This is a genomic window from Kluyvera intermedia, from assembly GCF_021440345.1.
In the GTDB taxonomy this organism is placed as follows: Bacteria; Pseudomonadota; Gammaproteobacteria; order Enterobacterales; family Enterobacteriaceae; genus Kluyvera; species Kluyvera intermedia_A.
This window is the reverse complement of sequence record NZ_JAKCNS010000079.1, coordinates 1-20,909: the sequence shown is the minus strand read 5'-3', so window position 1 is coordinate 20,909 and position 20,909 is coordinate 1. Positions and strand designations below refer to the sequence as shown.

The 20,909-nt window shown below is 53.1% G+C and carries 19 protein-coding genes; 10 read left to right on the top strand and 9 right to left on the bottom strand.

What is annotated here, in order from left to right; translation table 11 throughout:
* Positions 1-193: 193 nt before the first annotated feature.
* From rseC to rpoE, 4 genes are read right to left on the bottom strand one after another with little or no spacing between them, the layout of a single operon-like run.
* Positions 194-670 (bottom strand): SoxR-reducing system protein RseC, encoded by a 477-nt coding sequence (gene rseC, locus LZ634_RS19280; RefSeq protein WP_234508098.1) that lies wholly within the window; start codon positions 668-670, stop codon positions 194-196.
* Complete coding sequence (gene rseB / locus LZ634_RS19275) at positions 667-1,620, bottom strand: sigma-E factor regulatory protein RseB (RefSeq protein ID WP_234508096.1); 954 nt, start codon at positions 1,618-1,620, stop codon at positions 667-669. Before rseB ends, rseC begins: the two co-directional genes overlap by 4 nt.
* Positions 1,620-2,270, bottom strand: a complete 651-nt coding sequence (gene rseA / locus LZ634_RS19270) for an anti-sigma-E factor RseA (RefSeq protein WP_234508095.1) — start codon at positions 2,268-2,270, stop codon at positions 1,620-1,622. The genes rseB and rseA overlap by 1 nt, the downstream gene beginning before the upstream one ends.
* Before the next feature lie 31 nt (positions 2,271-2,301).
* Entirely contained in the window at positions 2,302-2,877 is a 576-nt protein-coding gene (gene rpoE, locus LZ634_RS19265; protein ID WP_052282240.1) for an RNA polymerase sigma factor RpoE, read from the bottom strand.
* Positions 2,878-3,294: 417 nt separating this feature from the next.
* On the opposite strand from rpoE, the gene nadB reads away from it, so the two are divergent.
* A complete protein-coding gene (gene nadB / locus LZ634_RS19260) occupies positions 3,295-4,914 on the top strand; it encodes an L-aspartate oxidase (protein ID WP_234508092.1) in 1,620 nt (539 codons plus the stop codon).
* On the opposite strand, the gene trmN is transcribed toward nadB, so the two are convergent.
* Positions 4,899-5,639: a tRNA(1)(Val) (adenine(37)-N(6))-methyltransferase TrmN gene (trmN, locus tag LZ634_RS19255; protein ID WP_234508090.1), complete on the bottom strand. Its 741-nt coding sequence runs from the start codon at positions 5,637-5,639 to the stop codon at positions 4,899-4,901. The genes nadB and trmN overlap by 16 nt on opposite strands.
* A 127-nt stretch (positions 5,640-5,766) precedes the next feature.
* Here trmN and srmB point away from each other — a divergent pair, with 127 nt between their 5' ends.
* Both srmB and LZ634_RS19245 read left to right on the top strand, forming a co-directional pair.
* Positions 5,767-7,098, top strand: coding sequence for an ATP-dependent RNA helicase SrmB (gene srmB, locus LZ634_RS19250; RefSeq protein WP_234508088.1), 1,332 nt, complete (start codon positions 5,767-5,769; stop codon positions 7,096-7,098).
* Between the two features lie 57 nt (positions 7,099-7,155).
* Entirely contained in the window at positions 7,156-7,875 is a 720-nt protein-coding gene (locus tag LZ634_RS19245) for a GntR family transcriptional regulator (protein ID WP_234508087.1), read from the top strand.
* A gap of 1 nt (position 7,876) precedes the next feature.
* On the opposite strand, the gene LZ634_RS19240 is transcribed toward LZ634_RS19245, so the two are convergent.
* Entirely contained in the window at positions 7,877-9,076 is a 1,200-nt protein-coding gene (locus LZ634_RS19240; RefSeq protein WP_234508084.1) for an enolase C-terminal domain-like protein, read from the bottom strand.
* Between the two features lie 273 nt (positions 9,077-9,349).
* Between LZ634_RS19240 and LZ634_RS19235 the strand changes: the two genes are divergently transcribed.
* On the top strand, positions 9,350-10,723 hold the full coding sequence (locus tag LZ634_RS19235) for a PTS transporter subunit EIIC (RefSeq protein ID WP_234508082.1): 1,374 nt from the start codon (positions 9,350-9,352) through the stop codon (positions 10,721-10,723).
* A gap of 84 nt (positions 10,724-10,807) precedes the next feature.
* On the opposite strand, the gene grcA is transcribed toward LZ634_RS19235, so the two are convergent.
* Positions 10,808-11,191, bottom strand: a complete 384-nt coding sequence (gene grcA / locus LZ634_RS19230; RefSeq protein ID WP_061282861.1) for an autonomous glycyl radical cofactor GrcA — start codon at positions 11,189-11,191, stop codon at positions 10,808-10,810.
* A gap of 318 nt (positions 11,192-11,509) precedes the next feature.
* Here grcA and ung point away from each other — a divergent pair, with 318 nt between their 5' ends.
* The gene (gene ung / locus LZ634_RS19225) at positions 11,510-12,190 is read left to right on the top strand and encodes a uracil-DNA glycosylase (protein ID WP_234508080.1); all 681 of its coding nucleotides are present in this window, start codon (positions 11,510-11,512) and stop codon (positions 12,188-12,190) included.
* A 91-nt stretch (positions 12,191-12,281) separates the two neighbouring features.
* On the opposite strand, the gene LZ634_RS19220 is transcribed toward ung, so the two are convergent.
* On the bottom strand, positions 12,282-13,382 hold the full coding sequence (locus LZ634_RS19220; RefSeq protein ID WP_234508078.1) for a tRNA/rRNA methyltransferase: 1,101 nt from the start codon (positions 13,380-13,382) through the stop codon (positions 12,282-12,284).
* Between the two features lie 204 nt (positions 13,383-13,586).
* Here LZ634_RS19220 and trxC point away from each other — a divergent pair, with 204 nt between their 5' ends.
* From trxC to LZ634_RS19195, 5 genes are all read left to right on the top strand, one after another.
* Positions 13,587-14,012 carry a thioredoxin TrxC gene (gene trxC / locus LZ634_RS19215; protein WP_234508076.1) on the top strand — a complete coding sequence of 142 codons (426 nt, stop codon included), beginning with the start codon at positions 13,587-13,589 and terminating at the stop codon, positions 14,010-14,012.
* A gap of 76 nt (positions 14,013-14,088) precedes the next feature.
* Positions 14,089-14,787 (top strand): tRNA-uridine aminocarboxypropyltransferase, encoded by a 699-nt coding sequence (locus tag LZ634_RS19210; RefSeq protein ID WP_234508102.1) that lies wholly within the window; start codon positions 14,089-14,091, stop codon positions 14,785-14,787.
* 35 nt (positions 14,788-14,822) lie between these two features.
* A complete protein-coding gene (locus tag LZ634_RS19205) occupies positions 14,823-17,474 on the top strand; it encodes a bifunctional acetate--CoA ligase family protein/GNAT family N-acetyltransferase (RefSeq protein ID WP_234508074.1) in 2,652 nt (883 codons plus the stop codon).
* Positions 17,475-17,582: 108 nt separating this feature from the next.
* Positions 17,583-18,938 carry a CDP-diacylglycerol--serine O-phosphatidyltransferase gene (pssA, locus tag LZ634_RS19200; protein ID WP_234508100.1) on the top strand — a complete coding sequence of 452 codons (1,356 nt, stop codon included), beginning with the start codon at positions 17,583-17,585 and terminating at the stop codon, positions 18,936-18,938.
* Positions 18,939-18,980: 42 nt separating this feature from the next.
* Positions 18,981-19,307, top strand: a complete 327-nt coding sequence (locus LZ634_RS19195) for a YfiM family lipoprotein (RefSeq protein ID WP_234508072.1) — start codon at positions 18,981-18,983, stop codon at positions 19,305-19,307.
* A 2-nt stretch (positions 19,308-19,309) separates the two neighbouring features.
* On the opposite strand, the gene LZ634_RS19190 is transcribed toward LZ634_RS19195, so the two are convergent.
* On the bottom strand, positions 19,310-20,608 hold the full coding sequence (locus LZ634_RS19190) for an MFS family transporter (protein WP_234508070.1): 1,299 nt from the start codon (positions 20,606-20,608) through the stop codon (positions 19,310-19,312).
* Positions 20,609-20,909 lie beyond the last annotated feature (301 nt).

Here is a 20,909-nt window from a genome sequence, read left to right as displayed (position 1 = left end):
AGTTACGTATATTCTTCATATATTAATATATTTATGCCTTACGAATACTTTGAGGCCGCGGTACGGAGCCTGACGTTTGTGTCGTTCGAAAACGCCGCATTCTACACTACAACCGCGTAACCAGGAAATGCTCTTCCCGCCAAGCATAGCGCTTCCTGCGAGGAGTGTTCTAAAAATAATAAAGCCAGTGTAATCACTGGCTCATTTCGGAAGAAGATACGGTACGTATCAGGTCTGGGGGGAGCCCAACGCTTAGGATGATGGGTTGCCATGTTTCCCGTGCTGCCAGACGAGGCGAGAGACCTTTGGCAATCAAAAAGCCCCCAACGCCACCCAATATCGCGCCGCACAGCGCGGCGATATCAGAGCCAAACAGGACCTGAAACAGCGTTGCCACAACAAACAGCCCGAGCAGCGGCGACATATACACCAACATCGCGGAACCGAGCAGGCTGCTTTCAGTAATACCCAACTCCACTTTCTGCCCGACAACCAGCGGCTCAGCGCTGGGAACGGTGATGGTGTGACTGGTTTGTGGCCCCAATTTGTTCAGGACGCGAGTCCCGCAACCGGCGCGTGACGAGCAGCTATTGCATGAAGTTTTGACATCGCAACTCACCTGCGCCATACCGTTATCCCATGCGATAACGGTAGCCCACTCTTTAATCATTGCGCACCCTTAAAGCTAATACTATCGGCAATGCGCTTCGCCGTTGACGGTGGCAGTTCACCAACGATGGTGATTTCCGCCTGGTTACGCACGGAAGTACTCACCGTACGGCGACCGGTGCGCAGCAGCTGTTCGCTGCTGTTCGAAGTCGCACGACTGATGTTGATTGAGAAGCTGAACAGGCCATCGGAGAAGAGGCGTGATTCAATTGCCGTTTCAATAGTTGGTAGCGTACGACGACTGCTGGAGACTTCGCTGAAGCCCTGCGGCAGCCATGTTGGCGACCAGTTGAAGTTCACCTTCGTGCCCACAGGCACGGACAGCAGCGGAGGCAGGCTGGCTTTCGCCAGTTTATCCATGCTGCTATCAACGCTATCACCGACATTAAAGGCAATCACGCGGAACTGTTCCAGGGTTTCCCCATCGCGATCGAGCAGGTCAACGCGCATCGGCAGTTTGCTTTCCGAATCCAACCAGACGATGTAGCTGTAGCGGGTGCCATCCCGCGCCACAACGCGGATCACCTCGCATAAACGGTCGGCAATACGGGTACGCCCGACGGAGATAAAATCGTAGTAGGGAGCCAGACGTTTAAAGTCGGTATAGACCAGCGAAGGCAGAGAGTCGACGATGTAGTCGCCGTTCAGCGTAAAGGGATCAAGGCCGGGTTCAAAATAGCTGATTTCGCTACCACGCTGCACCACTTCGCGACGCGGACCATCCATTTGCAACAGTTGTGCAAGCGGCTGGCCGTTAAGACGCGCGTGACGATAGCGTAGTGATTCGACGCCTGATTTATTAATGCTGACGAACGACAGCTCGTAGTTGAGTGACTGACTGGCCAGATTCATCTGCTGCAACAACGCCCCGGACGATACATCTGCCGAGGCGTTTGCACAGAAGAACAGGCTACCAGCCATAAGTGACATGGCACACCAAAGTTGCTTCATTACTGCGATTGCGTTCCTAGAGTTTGATAGCCCGGCACCTGAACAGCAGCCTGCTGAGTTTGTGCCTGCTCAAACTGAAGCTGTTCTGAATGCAAGCGACGCTGCAATTCGTAATCCTGCAGCATAGCATTAATACGGCGACGCTGTTCCTGAACCTGCTGTTGGCCGGTGGAACCTGCGGAAGCATCCGAAGGAACACCCAGACTCACCGGGCTGGCTTTACCCATCATCGGCAGAGTATTAAACACCGGAGACTCAGGTTGAGATGTATCCGATTGCCCATTGTAGTGTTGAACGCCAACAATAACAGCGAGCGATACGCACGCCGCCACACCCATTTGGGTAAGCGAGCTGGCCCACGGGCGGACTTTATTCCAGAACGGCATTTTTTGCCATTGATGTGGCGCTGGCTGGGCTTCAGGAATGAGCGGTGTTGTCGTTTGACGAACAGGCTCATTTTCGATGGCGGCCATGACGCGAGAAGAGATATCAAAGTGAAGCACATCAGCTGTGTCGCCTCGCAGCGAATCACGAATGAGGTGATAGCTCTCCCAGGTTTCTTGCAACTCTGACGAGCGTGACAATTCAGTCAGCAGCTCGTTATCCAGCGTTTCACCATCCATTAAGGCGGAAAGTTGTTCTTTCTGCATGCCTAATACCTTTTCCAGTATCCCGCTTCCGTCAACGCCTGATAAGCGGTTGAACTTTATTATCGATAGCTTCTCGCGCACGGAAGATACGTGAACGAACCGTACCGACCGGACAATCCATGATAGCTGCTATCTCTTCATAGCTTAGGCCATCGAGCTCCCGCAGGGTAATCGCCATGCGTAAATCTTCCGGAAGCGCATCAATGGTGCGAAAAACAATCTGTCTCAGTTCTTCTGACAACATTAAGTTCTCAGGGTTCGAAATTTCTTTCAAAGCGCCGCCGCTTTCAAAGTTTTCAGCCTCACTCGCGTCAACATCACTAGACGGCGGGCGACGCCCCTGAGCAACCAGGTAATTTTTGGCCGTATTCACTGCAATACGATACAGCCAGGTATAGAAAGCACTATCTCCCCGGAAAGAATCCAGCGCGCGATAGGCCTTTATAAAAGACTCTTGTACGACATCCGGCACATCGCCAGATGGCACATAGCGGGAGACCAGGCTTGCAACCTTATGCTGATAGCGTACCACCAGCAGGTTAAAAGCTTTCTGATCTCCTTTTTGGACCCGTTCAACCAGGACCTGGTCCGTTAACTGCTCGCTCATCCGAGGTAATGTCTCCCCAAACCCTATTCCCATGCGTAATCAGAATGCCACTCCACCACTGCATTATGAGCAAGCAGAAACTTAGAGTGTCCGATTTTCGTAAAGTTCCGTTACGCTTTGTTTTTTGTTTAGCAGCAGACGTTTCATTGTCTGTCATTATAAGTCTGCCGATGCACATCGATACGTAAGTTGCGAAATAAAAACGCAAATCCAGTGCAGAGTAACGTAACCCGGCCTTTATTTCACCATAAATAGCTGCCACCGAACGTAGCTTTCCTCTTATTTCGTTCCACCGCCAGATTCTCCCTGATACGGTAAATGTTTAGTCATTACAACTTTAGTGCAAAAAATTCCTGCACAGCTCGCTTTTATAGTGCTACTCTGCGATTACCGTGTTTAGTAAATTAAACAAAGCTAATGAACTCACTTCCAGAACTTTCTTGTGATGTCCTGATCATCGGTAGCGGTGCTGCCGGTCTGTCGCTGGCGCTGCGTCTCGCGGAACACAGTTCGGTTATCGTGTTAAGCAAAGGCCCGATTAGCGAAGGCTCAACGTTCTACGCCCAGGGCGGGATTGCCGCCGTGTTCGATGAGACCGACAGTATTGACTCGCATATCGAGGATACTCTGATTGCCGGTGCTGGGATTTGCGATCGCCAGGCCGTGTCGTTTGTCGCCAGCAATGCAAAAACCTGCGTGCAGTGGCTTATCGATCAGGGCGTGTTGTTTGACACACAGGTACAGCCCAACGGGGAAGAGAGTTACCATTTAACGCGTGAAGGCGGTCACAGCCATCGGCGAATTCTGCATGCCGCCGATGCCACCGGGCGAGAAGTTGAAAATACGCTGGTGAGCAAAGCGCTTAATCATCCGAATATCCGCGTCCTTGAACGCAGCAACGCAGTCGATCTGATTGTCTCCGATAAAATCGGTTTACCAGGTACCCGTCGCGTGGTCGGCGCGTGGATCTGGGATCGTAATAAAGAGAAGGTTGAGACCTGCGCGGCGAAATCGGTGGTGCTGGCAACCGGCGGCGCATCGAAGGTCTATCAGTACACCACTAACCCGGATATCTCCTCAGGCGACGGCATTGCCATGGCCTGGCGCGCGGGCTGCCGGGTCGCCAACCTTGAATTCAACCAATTCCACCCTACTGCACTCTATCATCCGCAGGCGCGCAACTTCCTGCTCACCGAAGCCCTGCGTGGCGAAGGCGCACATCTGAAACGCCCGGACGGCAGCCGCTTTATGCCTGATTTCGACGAGCGCGGTGAACTGGCTCCACGTGATATCGTGGCCCGCGCGATTGACCACGAGATGAAGCGTCTCGGCGTCGATTGCATGTATCTGGATATCAGCCACAAGCCAGAAGCCTTTGTCCGCCAGCACTTCCCGATGATTTATGAAAAATTGTTAGGCCTGGGGATCGATCTCACCAAAGAACCGGTACCGATTGTCCCAGCGGCGCACTATACCTGCGGCGGTGTAATGGTCGACGACTACGGACGTACCGATGTTGACGGGCTATACGCGATTGGCGAAGTTAGCTATACCGGCCTGCACGGGGCAAACCGCATGGCGTCAAACTCGCTGCTGGAATGCCTGGTATACGGTTGGTCGGCCGCCGAGGATATTCATAAACGAATGCCTTATGCTCGCCAGACGGAAAAATTGCCTGCCTGGGATGAAAGCCGGGTAGAAAACTCGGATGAACTGGTAGTCATTCAGCACAACTGGCACGAATTGCGCCTGTTTATGTGGGACTACGTCGGTATCGTGCGCACCACTAAACGCCTGGAACGCGCACTACGCCGAATTACCATGCTGCAGCAAGAGCTGGACGAATACTATTCCCGCTTCCGAGTCTCGAACAATCTGCTGGAGCTCCGTAACCTGGTACAGGTCGCGGAGCTGATTGTACGCTGCGCCATGATGCGTAAAGAGAGCCGGGGCCTGCATTACACTCTGGATTATCCAGAACTATTAGCTGAATCCGGCCCGTCGGTGCTCTCGCCGCTGACTCACATAAATAAATAGAATGCCTGGGTCAGCGCAGTGTAGCCTTCAGAGTACTGCTGCTCTGGCCCACGAATCACCAGCCTGTCGCTAAAGTACTCCCCTTCTTTCGGCGAGAACGCCAGCAGCACCCGATGCGGCAGGCGTATTTCCGTTTCCGCCACGTCGGTACGCAAGCGCAGATGCCAACCCATCGACAACGCTTGGGTGGTAAAGGTCTGGCCGATATTTTCCGGCAATACAACACAAAAGAAGCCGTCTTCGGTGATAGCATCGGCAGCACAGGCCAGCAGCGCTTGATGATCGAGCGTAGTGGTGTATCGCGCCTGCTCGCGCTGCGGCGTCGCGCACTCAACGCCCTGCTCATAATACGGCGGATTGCTGACAATGAGGTTATAGCGCGTCGTCAGGCCCGCGACCCACTGCTGAATATCCGCCGTGTGGATGTGGATCCTCGCAGTCCAGGGAGACTCGGCGACGTTTTCCCGCGCCTGCTCCGCCGCCTCAACATCGAGCTCAACGGCATCGATACTGACGCTATCGTCAGTGCGCTGCGCCAGCATTAACGCCAGCAGTCCGCTCCCGGTGCCAATATCAAGCACTCGACTAACGCGAGCAATCGGTGACCAGGCGCCCAGTAAAATGCCATCGGTACCGACCTTCATCGCACAGCGATCGTGAGCCACAAAAAATTTTTTAAAGGTAAATCCGTTGCGGCGCAGCACGGATTTAGAATCAGACGTCATATGCGACCTTGCCGATGAAACGAGAGAATATTTCGGTTATGAACAATACCCGAGAACAGATAGCCATACAAACAGATGAAGATTAAAGCCGTAACGTCTATAATCACCGCCTCACACAGAGGTAATCATGACTGTAACGACTTTTTCCGAACTTGAACTTGACGAAAGCCTGCTGGAAGCCCTCCAGAGCAAAGGCTTTACGCGCCCAACTGCCATCCAGGCTGCCGCTATTCCGCCTGCGCTCGAAGGACGTGACGTTCTTGGTTCTGCGCCAACCGGCACCGGTAAAACAGCGGCGTATTTGCTGCCTGCGTTGCAGCACCTGCTCGACTTCCCGCGCAAAAAATCCGGCCCGCCGCGAATTTTGATTCTCACGCCGACGCGTGAACTGGCGATGCAGGTCGCCGATCATGCCCGCGAGCTGGCAAAAAATACTCACCTGGATATCGCGACCATCACCGGCGGTGTGGCATATATGAACCACGCTGAAGTGTTCAGCGAAAACCAGGATATTGTTGTCGCGACCACCGGTCGTTTGATGCAATACATTAAAGAAGAGAACTTCGACTGCCGCTCCGTTGAGACGCTGATCCTCGACGAAGCAGACCGCATGCTGGATCTGGGCTTTGCCCAGGATATCGAGCATATCGCCGGTGAAACCCGTTGGCGTAAACAGACGTTGCTGTTCTCCGCAACGCTGGAAGGCGATGCGATTAAAGACTTCGCTGAGCGTCTGCTGGAAGATCCGGTAGAAGTGTCTGCCGATCCGTCTACCCGCGAGCGTAAGAAGATTCATCAGTGGTACTACCGCGCCGATGACTTCGACCATAAATTCAAACTGCTTGAGCATCTGCTGAAGCAGGAAGATGCGACCCGTACTATCGTGTTTGTGCGTAAGCGTGAGCGTGTGCATGAACTGGCAGATAAACTGCGGTCGGTCGGTATTAACAACTGCTATCTTGAAGGCGAGATGGCGCAGGTTAAGCGTACCGAAGGCATCAAGCGTCTGACCGAAGGCCGCGTTAACGTGCTGGTTGCCACCGACGTTGCGGCGCGTGGTATCGATATTCCTGATGTCAGCCACGTTATCAACTTTGATATGCCGCGTAGCGGGGACACCTACCTGCACCGCATCGGCCGTACGGGCCGCGCGGGTCGTAAAGGTACCGCAATCTCGCTGGTTGAGGCTCATGACTACGTGCTGCTGATGAAAATCGGTCGTTACGTTGAAGAACCGCTGAAAGCCCGCGTGATTGATACGCTGCGTCCGGTGACTCGCCCGCCAAGCGAGAAGATGACCGGTAAGCCATCGAAGAAAGTGCTGGCTAAACGTGCTGAGCAAAAAGAGAAAGATAAAGAAAAACCGCGCGTGAAGAAACGCCACCGCGATGCTAAAAACATAGGTAAACGCCGTAAACCAAGCGGTACCAATGCCACAGAGCAGAGCACCGAAGAGTAAACAAACGCCGGGATAACTTCCCGGCGTTTTCGTATTCAAGGATCAGAGCAGCCACTCATGAAGAAAAAAGAGTTTGTGACCCAGGATCTCCTCAGCAAGATTTACCAGCAGCACAGCGACGGGGCGCGCAAACTGCCGCCTGAACGCCAGCTGGCTCAGGAATACGGTGTCTCACGCTTTACTATTCGTCAGGCGCTGGAGAAGCTGGCCAGCATTGGCGTCGTCCGTATTGTGCAGGGTTCAGGGATCTGGATTAACGAACAGACGCGCAGCAATCCGCTGGTCTATAACTCCATCACCGAAAAGCGCTTCGATCAGATGCGCTACCGCATGATAAGCCTGCATAAAAAGCGCCCCAACCGCGAAGATCAGCAGATTTTCGGTCTTACCGAGGACGATTTCATCTGGCAATTCTGCCGCCTGCGTTTTGTTGACGAAGTGGCCACGCAAATCGAAATCTCCCGCATGCCCGCCGCGATGTTCACTGACCTGAGTCAGGAGGTGATTGAGCGCTCGCTGCAGCAGTACGTGCTGGTGAAGGGGTATCCGATTTCTCATCTGCTGACCAGCTATCGTGCGGTCAGCGTCAGCCGGGAGCAGGCGGTACTGCTTGGCTGTAAAAAAGGCGCACCGGCGATGCACATCAATAACCGCGGGATCCTCGACGGTGGGCGGGTCTATGAGATAAGCGATATCATTGATATCAACTACTCCTGCACTTACGTGATCCCGCACAACCGTGACAACCTCGCCTTCCGCCAGCAGCCGCCAGAATAAGTTACGGCGTGTGAATCGCGCCATCCGGCAAACGGCTTTGCGTCCACTCATGCGGGCGATAGACCACCGGGTGCGCTAACGCCAGCGCTTCATCAAAGCCCACCCCGATACCCGGTGCAGTCGGCGGGTAGATAAATCCGTTTTGCACTTCAGGCGCACCGGGGAAGACCGCATCGGTGGTGGCCGAGCGCGGGATATATTCCTGGATAGCCGCGTTATGGAGGTGAATATTCAGATGCGTATTGACCGCCACGCCGATTGGCGTCATATCCCCCGGCCCATGCCATGCCAGACGCACACCGAAGGCCTGACACAGTACCGCCAGTTTTAACGCAGGTGTAATGCCGCCAATCTGCGAAACGTGACAGCGAATAAAATCAATCTGTCGGTTAACGATGAGGTCCTGCCACTCTGCCGGATTGTTAAACAGCTCGCCCATTGCCAGCGGCACGCTGCTCTGCTGGCGAATTTGCGCCAGCCACGGGCTTTGCTGCGGTGACAAAATATCCTCAATAAACCATGGCTGATAAGGTTCCAGCTGCTTCGCTAGCTGTAATGCTTGCTGCGGGAACAGACGCTCGTGAACATCGTGCAGAATGTGGAAACGGTGGCCGTAGCGCATACGTAGCAAACGGAACATCTCGACGGTGTTACGGACATATTCATCCTGATCGAACCACGCGCCGGGCGTTGGGTTTTCCGGGGTCTGCATTTCGCGCGGCGTACCGCCGTAGAAACCAAGCTGGCAGCGAATATGGCGATAGCCCTGCTCCAGCAGCTTATCAACCGAAACAAACAGTTCTTCCGGCGTCTCACCGCTGGCATGGGTGTAGGCGGCAATTGCATCGCGCGATTTGCCTCCCAGCAGCTGATAAAGCGGCATGCCGGCTAGCTGGGCTTTGATATCCCACAGCGCCATATCCACACCGGAGATAGCATTGTTCATCAGCGGGCCGTTACGCCAATATGCGTTGACGTTCATCATCTGCCACAGATCTTCAATGTTGTTGGCATCGCGCCCGAGAAGCAGTGGCTGCAAATATTCGTCCACCAGCGTTTTTACCGCCAGCGGTCGCTGCTGGAAGGTGGCGCAACCAAGCCCCACCGTTCCGTTGTCGGTCGTGACGCGAACCGTCACCAGGTTATGGCGGTCAGGACGGGTGATAAAGCACTCAATCGCAGTAATCAGCGTAGGTTTCACAGACGGCTCCCTGTGGAAAATAACAATAAGAATGACATTATCTTCGCCCTATTTTTATCAGCGGGTAAACCTTTTTATTATTTAATTTTTTTGGTCTGAAAATAAGCTTGTTTGCATTTAAAAAACGAACCAATTAACTCACATAACAACATAAATACCGCTACCAATGGCAAATTGTGATTATCATCATATTTTATTGGTTTGTTTTTATTGATTGGCTTATTTACCATTCAGCGACACAAAGAAAACAACAAACTTATCGCAGGAGCCGTTATGGGGACGCAAGAAGCTATCAGCAGAATTATTCGTCTGGTGGGCGGACCGGAGAATATCAATAAAGTCTGGCACTGTATGACTCGACTACGCTTTGATTTAGTTGACGATAATAAAATCGCGCAGGATGAGATTAAACAACTACCTGGTGTATTAGGCGCGCAGCTACAAAGCGACCAGTTCCAGATAATCATCGGCCCGAAGGTCAACAGTTGGTTTGAGTTATTGCAGGATACGCTGGGCACCAGCAGCCAGGCATCGGCTGCCACCAGCGCGAAAAGCAAAGAACGTAAAAGCCTGGTGTCTCTGTTTATGGATACCGTTTCTGGCGTCTTTGGCCCCATTGTTCCGGCGATTGCCGGTGCCGGGATGATCAAGGGTCTGTTAGCTGGGCTTATCGCTCTCAAACTGGTATCGACCAAAAGCGATACGGTGATGATTATCGACCTTATCGCCAGCGGCGTATTTTACTTCCTGCCATTTTTCCTGGCGGTGTCGGCGGCGAAAATCTTCAAAACCAATGAATATCTGGCGGTGGCCGTGGCGGCCTGCCTGATGTATCCCACGCTTATTGATGCAGCAAAAGCGCTGGCGGCCCATCAGGATGGCGCAGTCTCGGCGCTCTGGCTGCTTAACGCGATCCCCGTTTCGGTATTTAACTATGCCTCCAGCGTGATCCCGGTGATCTTCTCAATACTGGCATTGAAATACATCCATCAGGCGGTAGACCGCATCATGCCTGAGGTACTGAAGACCGTCTTTACGCCAACGCTGACGCTGTTTATCGGTGCGCTGGCGGCGCTGGTGATCATCGGCCCGATTGGTATCTGGCTGGGCAAAATGCTGGCGTGGTTTATTGAAGGATTGTTTGGCGTATCGGCGAGCTTTGCCGGTCTGGTAGTTGGGGCGATTCGTCCGGTGGCTATCCTCACCGGGATGCACCATGCCATGACGCCGATTGCCCTGCAAAACTTCAGCGATCGTGGCTACGACATGCTGATGCCGATGATGTTTATGGCCAATATGGCGATTGCCGGTGCGACTTTTGCTATCTGGCGTTTGAACAAAGACAACCGTACGGTAACGTTATCTGCCGCCATCTCTGCGCTGCTAGGTATTACCGAGCCCGCGTTGTTTGGCGTCCTGACGCGCTATAAAAAAGCGTTTGTTGCTGCCACCGTAGCCAGTTCACTGGCATCGGCCTTTATCGCGTTCTTCGGCGTGCGTCTGTATGGCTATATTTTATCGAGCATTTTCAGCCTGCCCGCCTATATCGGCCCCTACTTTATCTTCGCCATTTCCGGCGTGGCAATTGCCCTGGTTCTTTCCTTCACCCTCACCACCATTCTGGTTGGCCGCGAGCAGACCAAATAAAAAAATCCCCCGCAGGCACCCTGCGGGGGATTGATATCATGCCGTCGGGTTATCCCGGCGCGCTAACTTCCCACCCCTGAGAAATTACAGGCTTTCGGTGAAAGTACGGGCGATAACGTCGCGCTGCTGTTCTGGAGTCAGGGAGTTAAAGCGTACTGCATAACCGGAAACACGAATGGTCAGCTGCGGATATTTTTCTGGGTGCTCAACTGCATCCATCAGAGTTTCACGACGCAGAACGTTAACGTTCAGGTGCTGACCACCTTCCACGCGAACTTCTGGTTTCGCTTCAACCGGGATTTCACGGTATTCGATGTCGCCCAGTTCTTTCACTGCAACCACATCATCTTCCGCATAACCACCTTTTGCACACAGGCAGCGTGCTTCGCCTTTCTCGCTGTCGAGCAGCCAGAATGAGTTCAGCAGGTCTTTGTTAGCAGTTTTAGTAATCTGGATACCTGTAATCATTTGATGCCTCCCAAGGCTTTTTATATTCGTTTTTAACTGGCCGTCTCGCGGCCAATTGGTAAAACCATTGTTGCTTGAGTGTATATATACCCCGCAAACACCCTCGTTTCTTTGATTTAAATCAATAAAAACCACACCACAAAAGTGGTCATAAGGGAAAATACTTGTTTTGCATCAAGTTACACCTCAAGGAAAAAGCAAAAATCTTTGTAAACATTAAAATTTTTTTGTGGTGGCAGCGAGTGGTTTCACCATCCGACTTTGTGATGATGAAAGAAGCAGTTAAGCTATGACCATTAAGAATCGCAGGAGAGCGAGATGACAACCCCCTTAACCTGGCATGATGTGCTGGCAACTGAAAAGCAGCAGCCCTATTTTGTGAATACTCTGGCTACCGTCGCCAGCGAGCGTCAGTCGGGCATCACCATTTATCCGCCACAGAAAGATGTGTTCAACGCTTTCCGCTTCACTGAGCTCAACGATGTCAAAGTGGTGATTCTGGGACAGGATCCGTATCACGGCCCTAATCAGGCGCACGGTCTGGCCTTCTCGGTCCAACCAGGTATCGCCACGCCACCATCATTACTGAATATGTATAAAGAGCTGGAAGGAACCATTCCCGGCTTTACTCGCCCGAACCACGGCTATCTGGAAAGCTGGGCGCGTCAAGGGGTACTGTTGCTGAATACGGTATTAACCGTGCGCGCGGGCCAGGCTCATTCCCACGCTAGCCTCGGTTGGGAGACGTTTACCGATAAGGTCATTGCGCTGATTAATGAGCATCGGGAAGGCGTGGTGTTTTTACTCTGGGGCGCTCATGCACAGAAGAAAGGCGCCATTATTGATACCCAGCGCCATCACGTACTGAAGGCACCGCATCCATCGCCGCTGTCGGCGCATCGTGGTTTCTTTGGTAGCAATCACTTCGTACAGGCTAATCAGTGGCTGGAGCAGCGCGGTGACGCACCTATTGATTGGATGCCAGTACTGCCGGAATAAGATTCGGCCTTTTTTTGCCGCCAGTGAATAACTGCAGATATAAAAAAACCGGTAGACGCTAGGCGCTACCGGTTTTTTTCAGCTCGCGATATTACGCTTTATGCTGACGCCACCATTCGCCCAGCAGTACGCCGGTTGCGACTGAAACGTTCAAACCTTCTACCGCGCGAGTGCCGTCAATCGAGACGCTCATGTCAGCAATCGCTGCCGCTGCATCGGAAACACCGTCGCGATCCTGGCCCAGAGCCAGCACCATTTTCTTCGGCAGCTCAGCTTTGAACAACGGCATACCGTTGCCATTGCTGCTGGTCGTGACGATGGTGTAGCCCGCTTTGCGGAACTGCTCCAGCGCGTCAATGAAGCTGTCGCCGGTGATCGGCTGAACGTGCTCAGCGCCGCCTTCTGCGGTACGAATTGCCGCACCGGATTCCAGCAGTGCTGCGTCCTGCAGTACAACGCCTTTCACGCCGAAATGCGCGCAGCTACGGATCATCGCGCCGAGGTTATGTGGGTTGCCCGCATCTTCCAGCGCCAGTACGCAATCATCTTCACCGCTCTGCGAAACCCACTGTTGTACAGAGGTACCGTTACGCTTTTTGATAAGGAAGCAGACACCGCCGTGGTGTTCAGTGCCGGACGCTTTCGCCAGCTCTTCTTCATCAACCACGTGATAAGCTTTGCGGTTTGCCGCCATCCAACGCAGCGCTTCTTTAAAGCGAGGGGTGACGCTCTGGATAAACCAGGCGCGAACAATCGCATCCGGACGGCTCTGGAACAAAGCCTGACAGGCGTTTTCGCCGTACACGCGGGTTTCTTCCGCGCGCTGACGACGCAATACTTCGGGATCGATAAAGCTTTTCCCGCTGATGCCACCGTGATCGGCCTTCGGTGCGGTTTCATCGCCCGGAGCCCGAGAAACGGTGCGCCACGGAGAGCCTTCACCGCGGTCACGGTCGCGCTCTACATCACGGTCACGACCACGTTCACGGCCACGTTCGCTGTTAGGACCCTTTCTCTCATCACGGGCAGGGCGACGACCGCCTTCGGCACGGGAAGTACCAGCACGGGATGTGCCAGGACGGCCTCCGCCTTTACCAGTACGAGGATTTTGGGTGCGTTTGTCCGAGTCATCGTCACTGCGGACGTACATCACTTTGACCTTGCCGTTTTTGTTCTTCAGTTCGTCGCTCATGTTTTTCTCCACCTGCGCTGCGCGAAGCGCGCAGATTACCTGATGTGTTAGCGCTTAGCCATTACTTCATAAAAAAGACCACGACTATTATACCCATTGGATAAAACGCATTGTTGATTAATACAGTCTCGCTGATAATGTGTAACATTATAGAAACATCCGGCAACATTGCCGTCCTGCAACACGATGACCCAGAGGTGAGTTATGAATACCGTTTGTGCCCACTGCCAGGCGCTTAATCGCATTCCTGAAGAGCGTCTCAACGACGCCGCAAAATGTGGACGCTGTGGTGAAGATTTGTTTGATGGTGATGTTATCAACGCCACAGACAGCACGCTGGATAAACTGCTGAAGGACGATCTCCCGGTTGTCGTCGATTTCTGGGCACCGTGGTGCGGCCCTTGCCGCAATTTTGCGCCCATTTTTGAAGACGTCGCAGAAGAGCGTAGCGGTAAAGTACGCTTTGTAAAGGTGAATACCGAGGCAGAACGTGAGCTCAGCGCCCGTTTTCGTATTCGCAGCATTCCAACCATTATGATTTTCAAAAATGGTGAAGTGATCGACATGCTTAACGGCGCGGTTCCTAAAGCGCCATTTGATAGCTGGTTGAACGAAGCCCTGCATCAGTAGTCCTCTCGGGGCACATCTTGTGCCCCGTATCCACCTCTGCGACAATAGCGTTTTTACCACGCCATTCGCCATTCCCATGACTGAAAATGCCGTTCTACGGTTGCGCGCCGAGCGTTTAGCCCGCGCGACTCGCCCGTTTCTTGCCCGCGGTAATCGGGTTCGTCGCTGCCAGCGCTGCCTGCTGGTAAAAGGTTATTGCCTGTGCGAAACCATTGCTCCACATCCGGCTAACAGCCGATTTTGCCTCGTCATGTTCGACACAGAGCCGATGAAGCCCAGCAATACCGGCCGCCTGATTGCCGATATTTTGCCACAAACTGAGGCTTTCCAGTGGTCACGTACCGAGCCGCCCCAGGCGCTGCTGGATCTGGTGAAAAATCCCGACTATCAGCCGATGGTAGTATTCCCATCGTCTTACGCCGGCCCAGAGCGTGAGGTGCTGAGCGCACCGCCGTCAGGTAAACCACCGCTGTTTATTATGTTAGACGGGACCTGGCCGGAAGCGCGGAAAATGTTTCGTAAAAGCCCATGGCTGGACGGTCTGCCGTTAATTTCCGTCGACCTCGCGCGCGTCTCGGCCTACAGCCTGCGCGAAGTGCACGCCGAAGGACAGTATTGCACCGCGGAAGTGGCGATTGCTTTACTGGATCTCGCCAACGACACCGGTGCCGCCTCCGCACTCAGCCAGCATTTCACCCGTTTTCGTGAAAACTATCTGGCAGGAAAATCTCATCATCAGGGCAACATCACAACCGCTAGCGTGGAAAACGGTTAAACTCTTACGGTCATCGTCGCGTAAGGAAGACCGGTATGAGTCAGCGTGGGCTGGAAGCACTTCTGAGGCCAAAATCTATTGCGGTTATTGGCGCTTCAATGAAGCCACAGCGTGCCGGATTTTTGATGATGAAAAACCTGTTGGCCGGTGGTTTTGCTGGCCCGGTTTTACCCGTGACTCCCGCGTGGAAAGCGGTGCTTGGCGTACTGGCCTGGCCGACTATCGAAAGCCTGCCCTTTTCTCCCGACCTTGCGGTATTGTGCACTCATGCCCGTCGCAATCTCGAACTATTAGAGTCGTTGGGGGAAAAAGGCTGCAAAACGTGCATCATTCTCTCTTCTACGCCCGATCAGTTCAGCGCCCTTAAAGAGTGTGCCGCGCGTTTTCAGATGCGCCTGCTGGGGCCAAACAGCCTCGGGCTACTGGCGCCATGGCAAGGGCTGAACGCCAGCTTCTCGCCGGTGCCGATTCGTAAAGGCAAACTGGCGTTTATTTCGCAGTCTGCAGCCGTCTCCAATACGATTCTGGATTGGGCGCAACAGCGTGAAATGGGCTTCTCCTACTTTATCGCTCTGGGCGATAGCCTTGATATTGACGTCGATGATCTGCTGGATTATCTGGCACGAGATAGCAAGACCAGCGCTATTTTGCTCTACCTGGAGCAGCTCAGCGATGCCCGCCGCTTTGTCTCCGCCGCTCGTAGCGCCTCACGTAACAAACCGATTCTGGTGATTAAGAGCGGGCGTAGCCCCGCCGCTCAGCGCCTTCTGCACGTCAATTCAGGCATGGATCCAGCCTGGGACGCAGCCATTCAGCGTGCCGGTTTGCTGCGGGTGCAGGATACCCATGAACTATTCTCCGCCGTCGAAACCCTCAGCCATATGCGCCCGCTGCGCGGCGAGCGATTGATGATTATCAGTAACGGTGCGGCACCTGCGGCGCTAGCGCTGGATGAGCACTGGGCGCGCAACGGCAAACTGGCAACGCTCAGCGAAGAGACCCGTCAGCAACTTCAGGCAGAATTACCAGATACCGTCGAGGCAAACAACCCACTGGATCTGCGCGATGACGCCAGTATCAGTCACTATGCCTCGGCGGTGAATATTCTGCTCAATAGCGCAGATTTAGACGCCCTCATGATAATCCACGCCCCAAGCGCCACCGCGACAGGAAGCGAGAGCGCCGCCGCGCTGATTGAGCTTATCAAGCAGCATCCTCGAGGCAAATTTATCAGCGTGCTGACCAACTGGTGCGGCGAATATTCCTCTATTGAAGCACGGCGGATGTTCAGCGATGCGGGCATTCCGACTTACCGGACGCCTGAAGGAACGATTACCGCCTTTATGCATATGGTGGAATACCGGCGTAACCAAAAACAGCTGCGGGAAACCCCGGCGCTGCCACACAGTTTGACCGCCAATACCGCACAGGCACATGAGCTCCTACAGCAAGCGATTGATAATGGCATCGGAGCGCTGGATACCCACGAAGTGCGCCCAATTTTAAATGCCTATGGCCTGAACACGCTGCCCACCTGGATTGCCTCTGACAGCGCTGAAGCCGTGCATATCGCCGAGCAAATTGGCTACCCGGTCGCGTTGAAGCTACGCTCACCCGATATTCCGCATAAATCAGAAGTCCAGGGTGTCATGCTTTATCTGCGTACCGCCGCCGAAGTACAACAGGCGGCGGAGGCAATCCTTGACCGTGTGAAAATGGCCTGGCCGCAGGCGCGCATTCACGGCCTGCTGGTACAAAGTATGGTTAATCGTGCCGGTGCGCAGGAGCTGCGAGTCGTCGTTGAACACGATCCAGTGTTTGGCCCACTGATTATGCTGGGTGAAGGCGGCGTAGAGTGGCGTGCGGAAGATCAGGCCGCCGTCGCCTTGCCACCGCTCAATATGACGCTGGCGCGCTATTTGGTCATTCAGGCGATCAAGAGTAAGAAAATACGCGGGCGCAGCGCTTTACGTCCGCTGAATATTGCCGGTCTCAGCCAGCTTTTGGTGCAGGTTTCTAACCTCATTGTCGATTGCCCTGAGATACAGCGTCTGGATATCCATCCCCTTCTCGCTTCTGGCGACGAATTTACCGCGCTGGATGTGAGCCTGGATATCGCACCGTTCAGCGGTTCAAGCGAAAGTCGGCTGGCGGTACGCCCCTATCCGCAGCACCTGGAAGAGTGGGTGACGATGAAGAACGGCGACCGCTGTCTTTTCCGCCCGATCCTGCCGGAGGATGAGCCGCTGTTACAGCAGTTTATTGCCAGAGTCACAAAAGAAGATCTCTACTATCGTTATTTTAGTGAGATCAACGAATTTACCCACGATGACTTAGCCAATATGACGCAGATCGACTACGATCGGGAAATGGCCTTTGTTGCAGTGCATGATTCAGGCGATCGTACCGAGATCCTTGGCGTGACGCGCGCGATCTCCGATCCCGATAACATCGATGCGGAATTTGCCGTGCTGGTGCGTTCAGATCTGAAAGGACTCGGCCTCGGTGGCCGCCTTCTGGAGAAGCTTATTGCCTATACTCGTGCTCACGGCTTAGCCCGGCTGAACGGGATTACCATGCCAAACAATCGCGGAATGATAGCGCTGGCGAGGAAGCTCGGCTTTGAAGTAGATATTCAGCTGGAAGATGGTATTGTCGGTCTATCATTACGCCTAAGTGATGACTAAGTTGCTGGAAATGCTACCCTTGCTCGAAAGAGGTGGTATCATTGACCGCTTACGTCATCTGCCTGGTACAGAAGACCCTTCACTAAATCAGAGAAGAAACGCACTGTGATGTTGTCAAAATTTAAGCGTAATAAACATCAACAACACCTTGCCCAACTACCCAAGCTTTCACAGTCTGTTGATGATGTTGAGTTTTTCTATACTCCAGCAGATTTTCGTGTCGCTCTGCTCGCAAAAATCGCCAGCGCTACGCGCCGGATTTGTATCGTCGCCTTATATCTCGAACAAGACGACGCCGGAAAGACGATTCTGCAAGCCCTGTACGATGCCAAGCGTCAACGTCCGGAGCTTGATGTTCGGGTACTGGTTGACTGGCACCGCGCACAGCGTGGGCGTATTGGTGCTGCGGCCTCTAACACCAACGCGGATTGGTATTGTCGTACTGCCAAAGAGAACCCGGGCGTAGACGTCCCGGTTTATGGCGTGCCTATCAATACCCGCGAAGCGCTCGGCGTTCTGCACTTTAAGGGCTTTATCATTGATGACTGTGTGCTTTACAGCGGTGCCAGCATCAACGATGTTTATCTGCATCAACACGATAAGTATCGTTATGACCGCTATCAGTGCATTCGCAATCCGCAGATGTCCGACATTATGTTTAACTGGGTGTCGCAAAACCTGGTTGAAGGTCGTGGTGTTAATCGCCTGGATAATAGCGAGCGTCCGAAAAGCCCGGAAATTAAGAACGATATCCGTCAGTATCGCCAGGAACTGCGCGATACCAGCTATCATTTTGACGGCAACGCCGGTGATGACGAATTGACCGTTACGCCGCTGGTTGGGCTGGGTAAATCCAGCGAGCTCAACAAAACCATTTTCCACCTCATGCCGTGCACTGAGGAAAAACTCACTATCTGCACGCCATACTTCAACCTGCCCGCGTTGCTGGTTCGTAGCATCATTCGTCTGTTGCGGGAAGGCAAGAAGGTGGAGATTATTGTCGGCGATAAAACGGCTAACGATTTTTACATCCCGGAAAATGAGCCGTTTAAGATAATCGGCGCATTGCCCTATCTGTATGAAATTAACCTGCGCCGCTTCCTGAGCCGCCTGCAGTATTACATTAATACCGATCAACTGGTGGTGCGTTTGTGGAAAGACGCGGATAACACCTACCATCTGAAAGGGATGTGGGTCGACAATGAGTGGATGCTGTTGACCGGCAATAACCTCAATCCTCGCGCCTGGCGACTGGATCTGGAAAATGCGGTACTGATCCACGATCCGAAAAAACAGCTGGCTTCTATGCGCCAGAAAGAGCTGGAGCTTATCCGCAAGAATACCACGGTCGTAAACCACTATCGCGACCTGCAGAGCATTGCGGAATATCCGGTCAAAGTACGCAAACTTATCCGCCGTCTGCGACGTATTCGTATCGATAGGCTCATCAGCCGTATCCTTTAAAATATAGCCCCGTTTCAACGGGGCTTTTTTTCAGGAGTTTCTATGTCTCGAACTGCTCTTCTATGCTGTACGTTCATACTTAGCGGCTGTAGTCATATGGCAAACGATGCCTGGACCGGCCAGGATAAAGCCCAACACTTTATTGCGTCGGCAATGCTGGCAGCTGCAGGCAACGAATATGCGCAACATCAGGGCCTAAGCCGCGACCGCAGTGCTGCAATTGGCTTGATGTTTTCTATCAGCCTTGGCGCATCAAAAGAGTTATGGGACAGTCGTCCCGCCGGGAGTGGCTGGAGCTGGAAAGATTTTGCCTGGGACGTTGCCGGTGCCACAACCGGCTATACGGTGTGGCAACTGGCGCAGCATTAGTTCTACAGGCGTAAACCTTTCCCTTTGCGGTGTAGTTTGAGCGAAACAAGAAACGCCAGCGCGGCCATCACGGTAACGTACCAGAAGAAAGCGTTTTCGATACCCGCTGATTTTAGCGACAGCGCAACATACTCCGCCGAGCCACCAAACACAGCGTTGGCGACAGCGTAAGAGAGCCCCACACCTAATGCACGTACCTGCGCCGGGAACATCTCCGCTTTAAGGATCCCGCTAATAGAAGTGTAGAAACTGGTGATTAGCAGTGCACATAAAACCAGTGCAAATGCCAAATACGGAGAGCTGACGTTTTGCAGCGCCGAAAGAATTGGCACGGTAAAGAGCGTGGCCAATGCGCCAAAGCATAGCATTGAGGTGCGTCGCCCCACCTTATCCGATAGCATGCCAAAGAACGGCTGTACCAGCATATAGACGAACAGCGCGGCCGTCATAATCATACTTGCGAGGTTAGCGCTCATACCGGCTGTATTAACCAGGTATTTTTGCATGTAGGTAGTGAAGGTATAGAAACTGAGCGAGCCGGCAGCGGTAAAGCCAAGCACCATCACAAATGCCTTACGATTACGCCACAACCCTTTGAACGATCCAGCTTCTTTCAGAGTTCGTGTCTCTTTCTGTGATGTTTCATCAAGTTGGCGACGCAGCCATAGGGCAACAACGGCTAATACCGCCCCCATAGCAAACGGAATGCGCCATCCCCAGGCGTGCAAATCTTCACTACTCAGGATATTTTGCAATATCACCACCACGAGTACCGCCAGCAGTTGGCCGCCAATCAAAGTCACGTACTGGAATGAGGCATAGAATCCTTTACGTCCTTCCACGGCAACTTCACTCATGTAGGTTGCGCTGGTGCCATATTCTCCCCCCACGGATAACCCCTGGAATAGACGAGCCAGCAGCAGCAAAGCCGGAGCCCAGGTGCCAATCACGCTATAGCCCGGCAGACAAGCGATAACCAGCGAGCCAAAGCACATCATGCAGACGGAGATCAACATCGACACTTTACGGCCGCGACGGTCGGCAATACGGCCAAATAGCCAGCCCCCGATAGGACGCATCAGGAATCCAGCAGCAAATACTCCTGCGGTCTGCAGCAGTTGAGTGGTGGTATTTCCGGATGGGAAAAAGATATGGGCAAAATAAAGGGAACAGAACGAGTAGACATAAAAGTCGAACCATTCAACAAGGTTCCCTGAGGAAGCACCGACAATCGACATAATTCGACGGCGGGTATCGTTGTCGGTTAGCGTCCTTTCTGAGGTCACACTGGTTACAGCCATTCGTTAACTCCTGTCAAAGGCGAGCTCCTGCCTTATCGGTCGTCATACGACGCATAGGCAGATATTTTAGTAAACGAAATGTTATACAATTGTTATTGGTTAATTAGTGATGAATATCACACTTTTTATTAGCAAGATCATGATTTAGGATTAGCTGTAGCGCTTAAAGAGCGATGAATAATGGAGGGGATTTGGGGAGTTGATGGCACACTTTATGATCGGCTTTTTACCACTGTACAGACGCAAAAAAGCCCATCCGTCAGGATGGGCTTCTTTACTTGTTTGATGCCTGGCAGTTCCC

Coding starts and splice junctions, on each gene's coding strand:
- rseC (WP_234508098.1), bottom strand. CDS start 670: ATGATTAAAGAGTGGGCTACCGTTATCGCATGGGATAACGGTATGGCG.
- rseB (WP_234508096.1), bottom strand. CDS start 1,620: ATGAAGCAACTTTGGTGTGCCATGTCACTTATGGCTGGTAGCCTGTTC.
- rseA (WP_234508095.1), bottom strand. CDS start 2,270: ATGCAGAAAGAACAACTTTCCGCCTTAATGGATGGTGAAACGCTGGAT.
- rpoE (WP_052282240.1), bottom strand. CDS start 2,877: ATGAGCGAGCAGTTAACGGACCAGGTCCTGGTTGAACGGGTCCAAAAA.
- nadB (WP_234508092.1), top strand. CDS start 3,295: ATGAACTCACTTCCAGAACTTTCTTGTGATGTCCTGATCATCGGTAGC.
- trmN (WP_234508090.1), bottom strand. CDS start 5,639: ATGACGTCTGATTCTAAATCCGTGCTGCGCCGCAACGGATTTACCTTT.
- srmB (WP_234508088.1), top strand. CDS start 5,767: ATGACTGTAACGACTTTTTCCGAACTTGAACTTGACGAAAGCCTGCTG.
- LZ634_RS19245 (WP_234508087.1), top strand. CDS start 7,156: ATGAAGAAAAAAGAGTTTGTGACCCAGGATCTCCTCAGCAAGATTTAC.
- LZ634_RS19235 (WP_234508082.1), top strand. CDS start 9,350: ATGGGGACGCAAGAAGCTATCAGCAGAATTATTCGTCTGGTGGGCGGA.
- grcA (WP_061282861.1), bottom strand. CDS start 11,191: ATGATTACAGGTATCCAGATTACTAAAACTGCTAACAAAGACCTGCTG.
- ung (WP_234508080.1), top strand. CDS start 11,510: ATGACAACCCCCTTAACCTGGCATGATGTGCTGGCAACTGAAAAGCAG.
- LZ634_RS19220 (WP_234508078.1), bottom strand. CDS start 13,382: ATGAGCGACGAACTGAAGAACAAAAACGGCAAGGTCAAAGTGATGTAC.
- trxC (WP_234508076.1), top strand. CDS start 13,587: ATGAATACCGTTTGTGCCCACTGCCAGGCGCTTAATCGCATTCCTGAA.
- LZ634_RS19210 (WP_234508102.1), top strand. CDS start 14,089: ATGACTGAAAATGCCGTTCTACGGTTGCGCGCCGAGCGTTTAGCCCGC.
- LZ634_RS19205 (WP_234508074.1), top strand. CDS start 14,823: ATGAGTCAGCGTGGGCTGGAAGCACTTCTGAGGCCAAAATCTATTGCG.
- pssA (WP_234508100.1), top strand. CDS start 17,583: ATGTTGTCAAAATTTAAGCGTAATAAACATCAACAACACCTTGCCCAA.
- LZ634_RS19195 (WP_234508072.1), top strand. CDS start 18,981: ATGTCTCGAACTGCTCTTCTATGCTGTACGTTCATACTTAGCGGCTGT.
- LZ634_RS19190 (WP_234508070.1), bottom strand. CDS start 20,608: ATGGCTGTAACCAGTGTGACCTCAGAAAGGACGCTAACCGACAACGAT.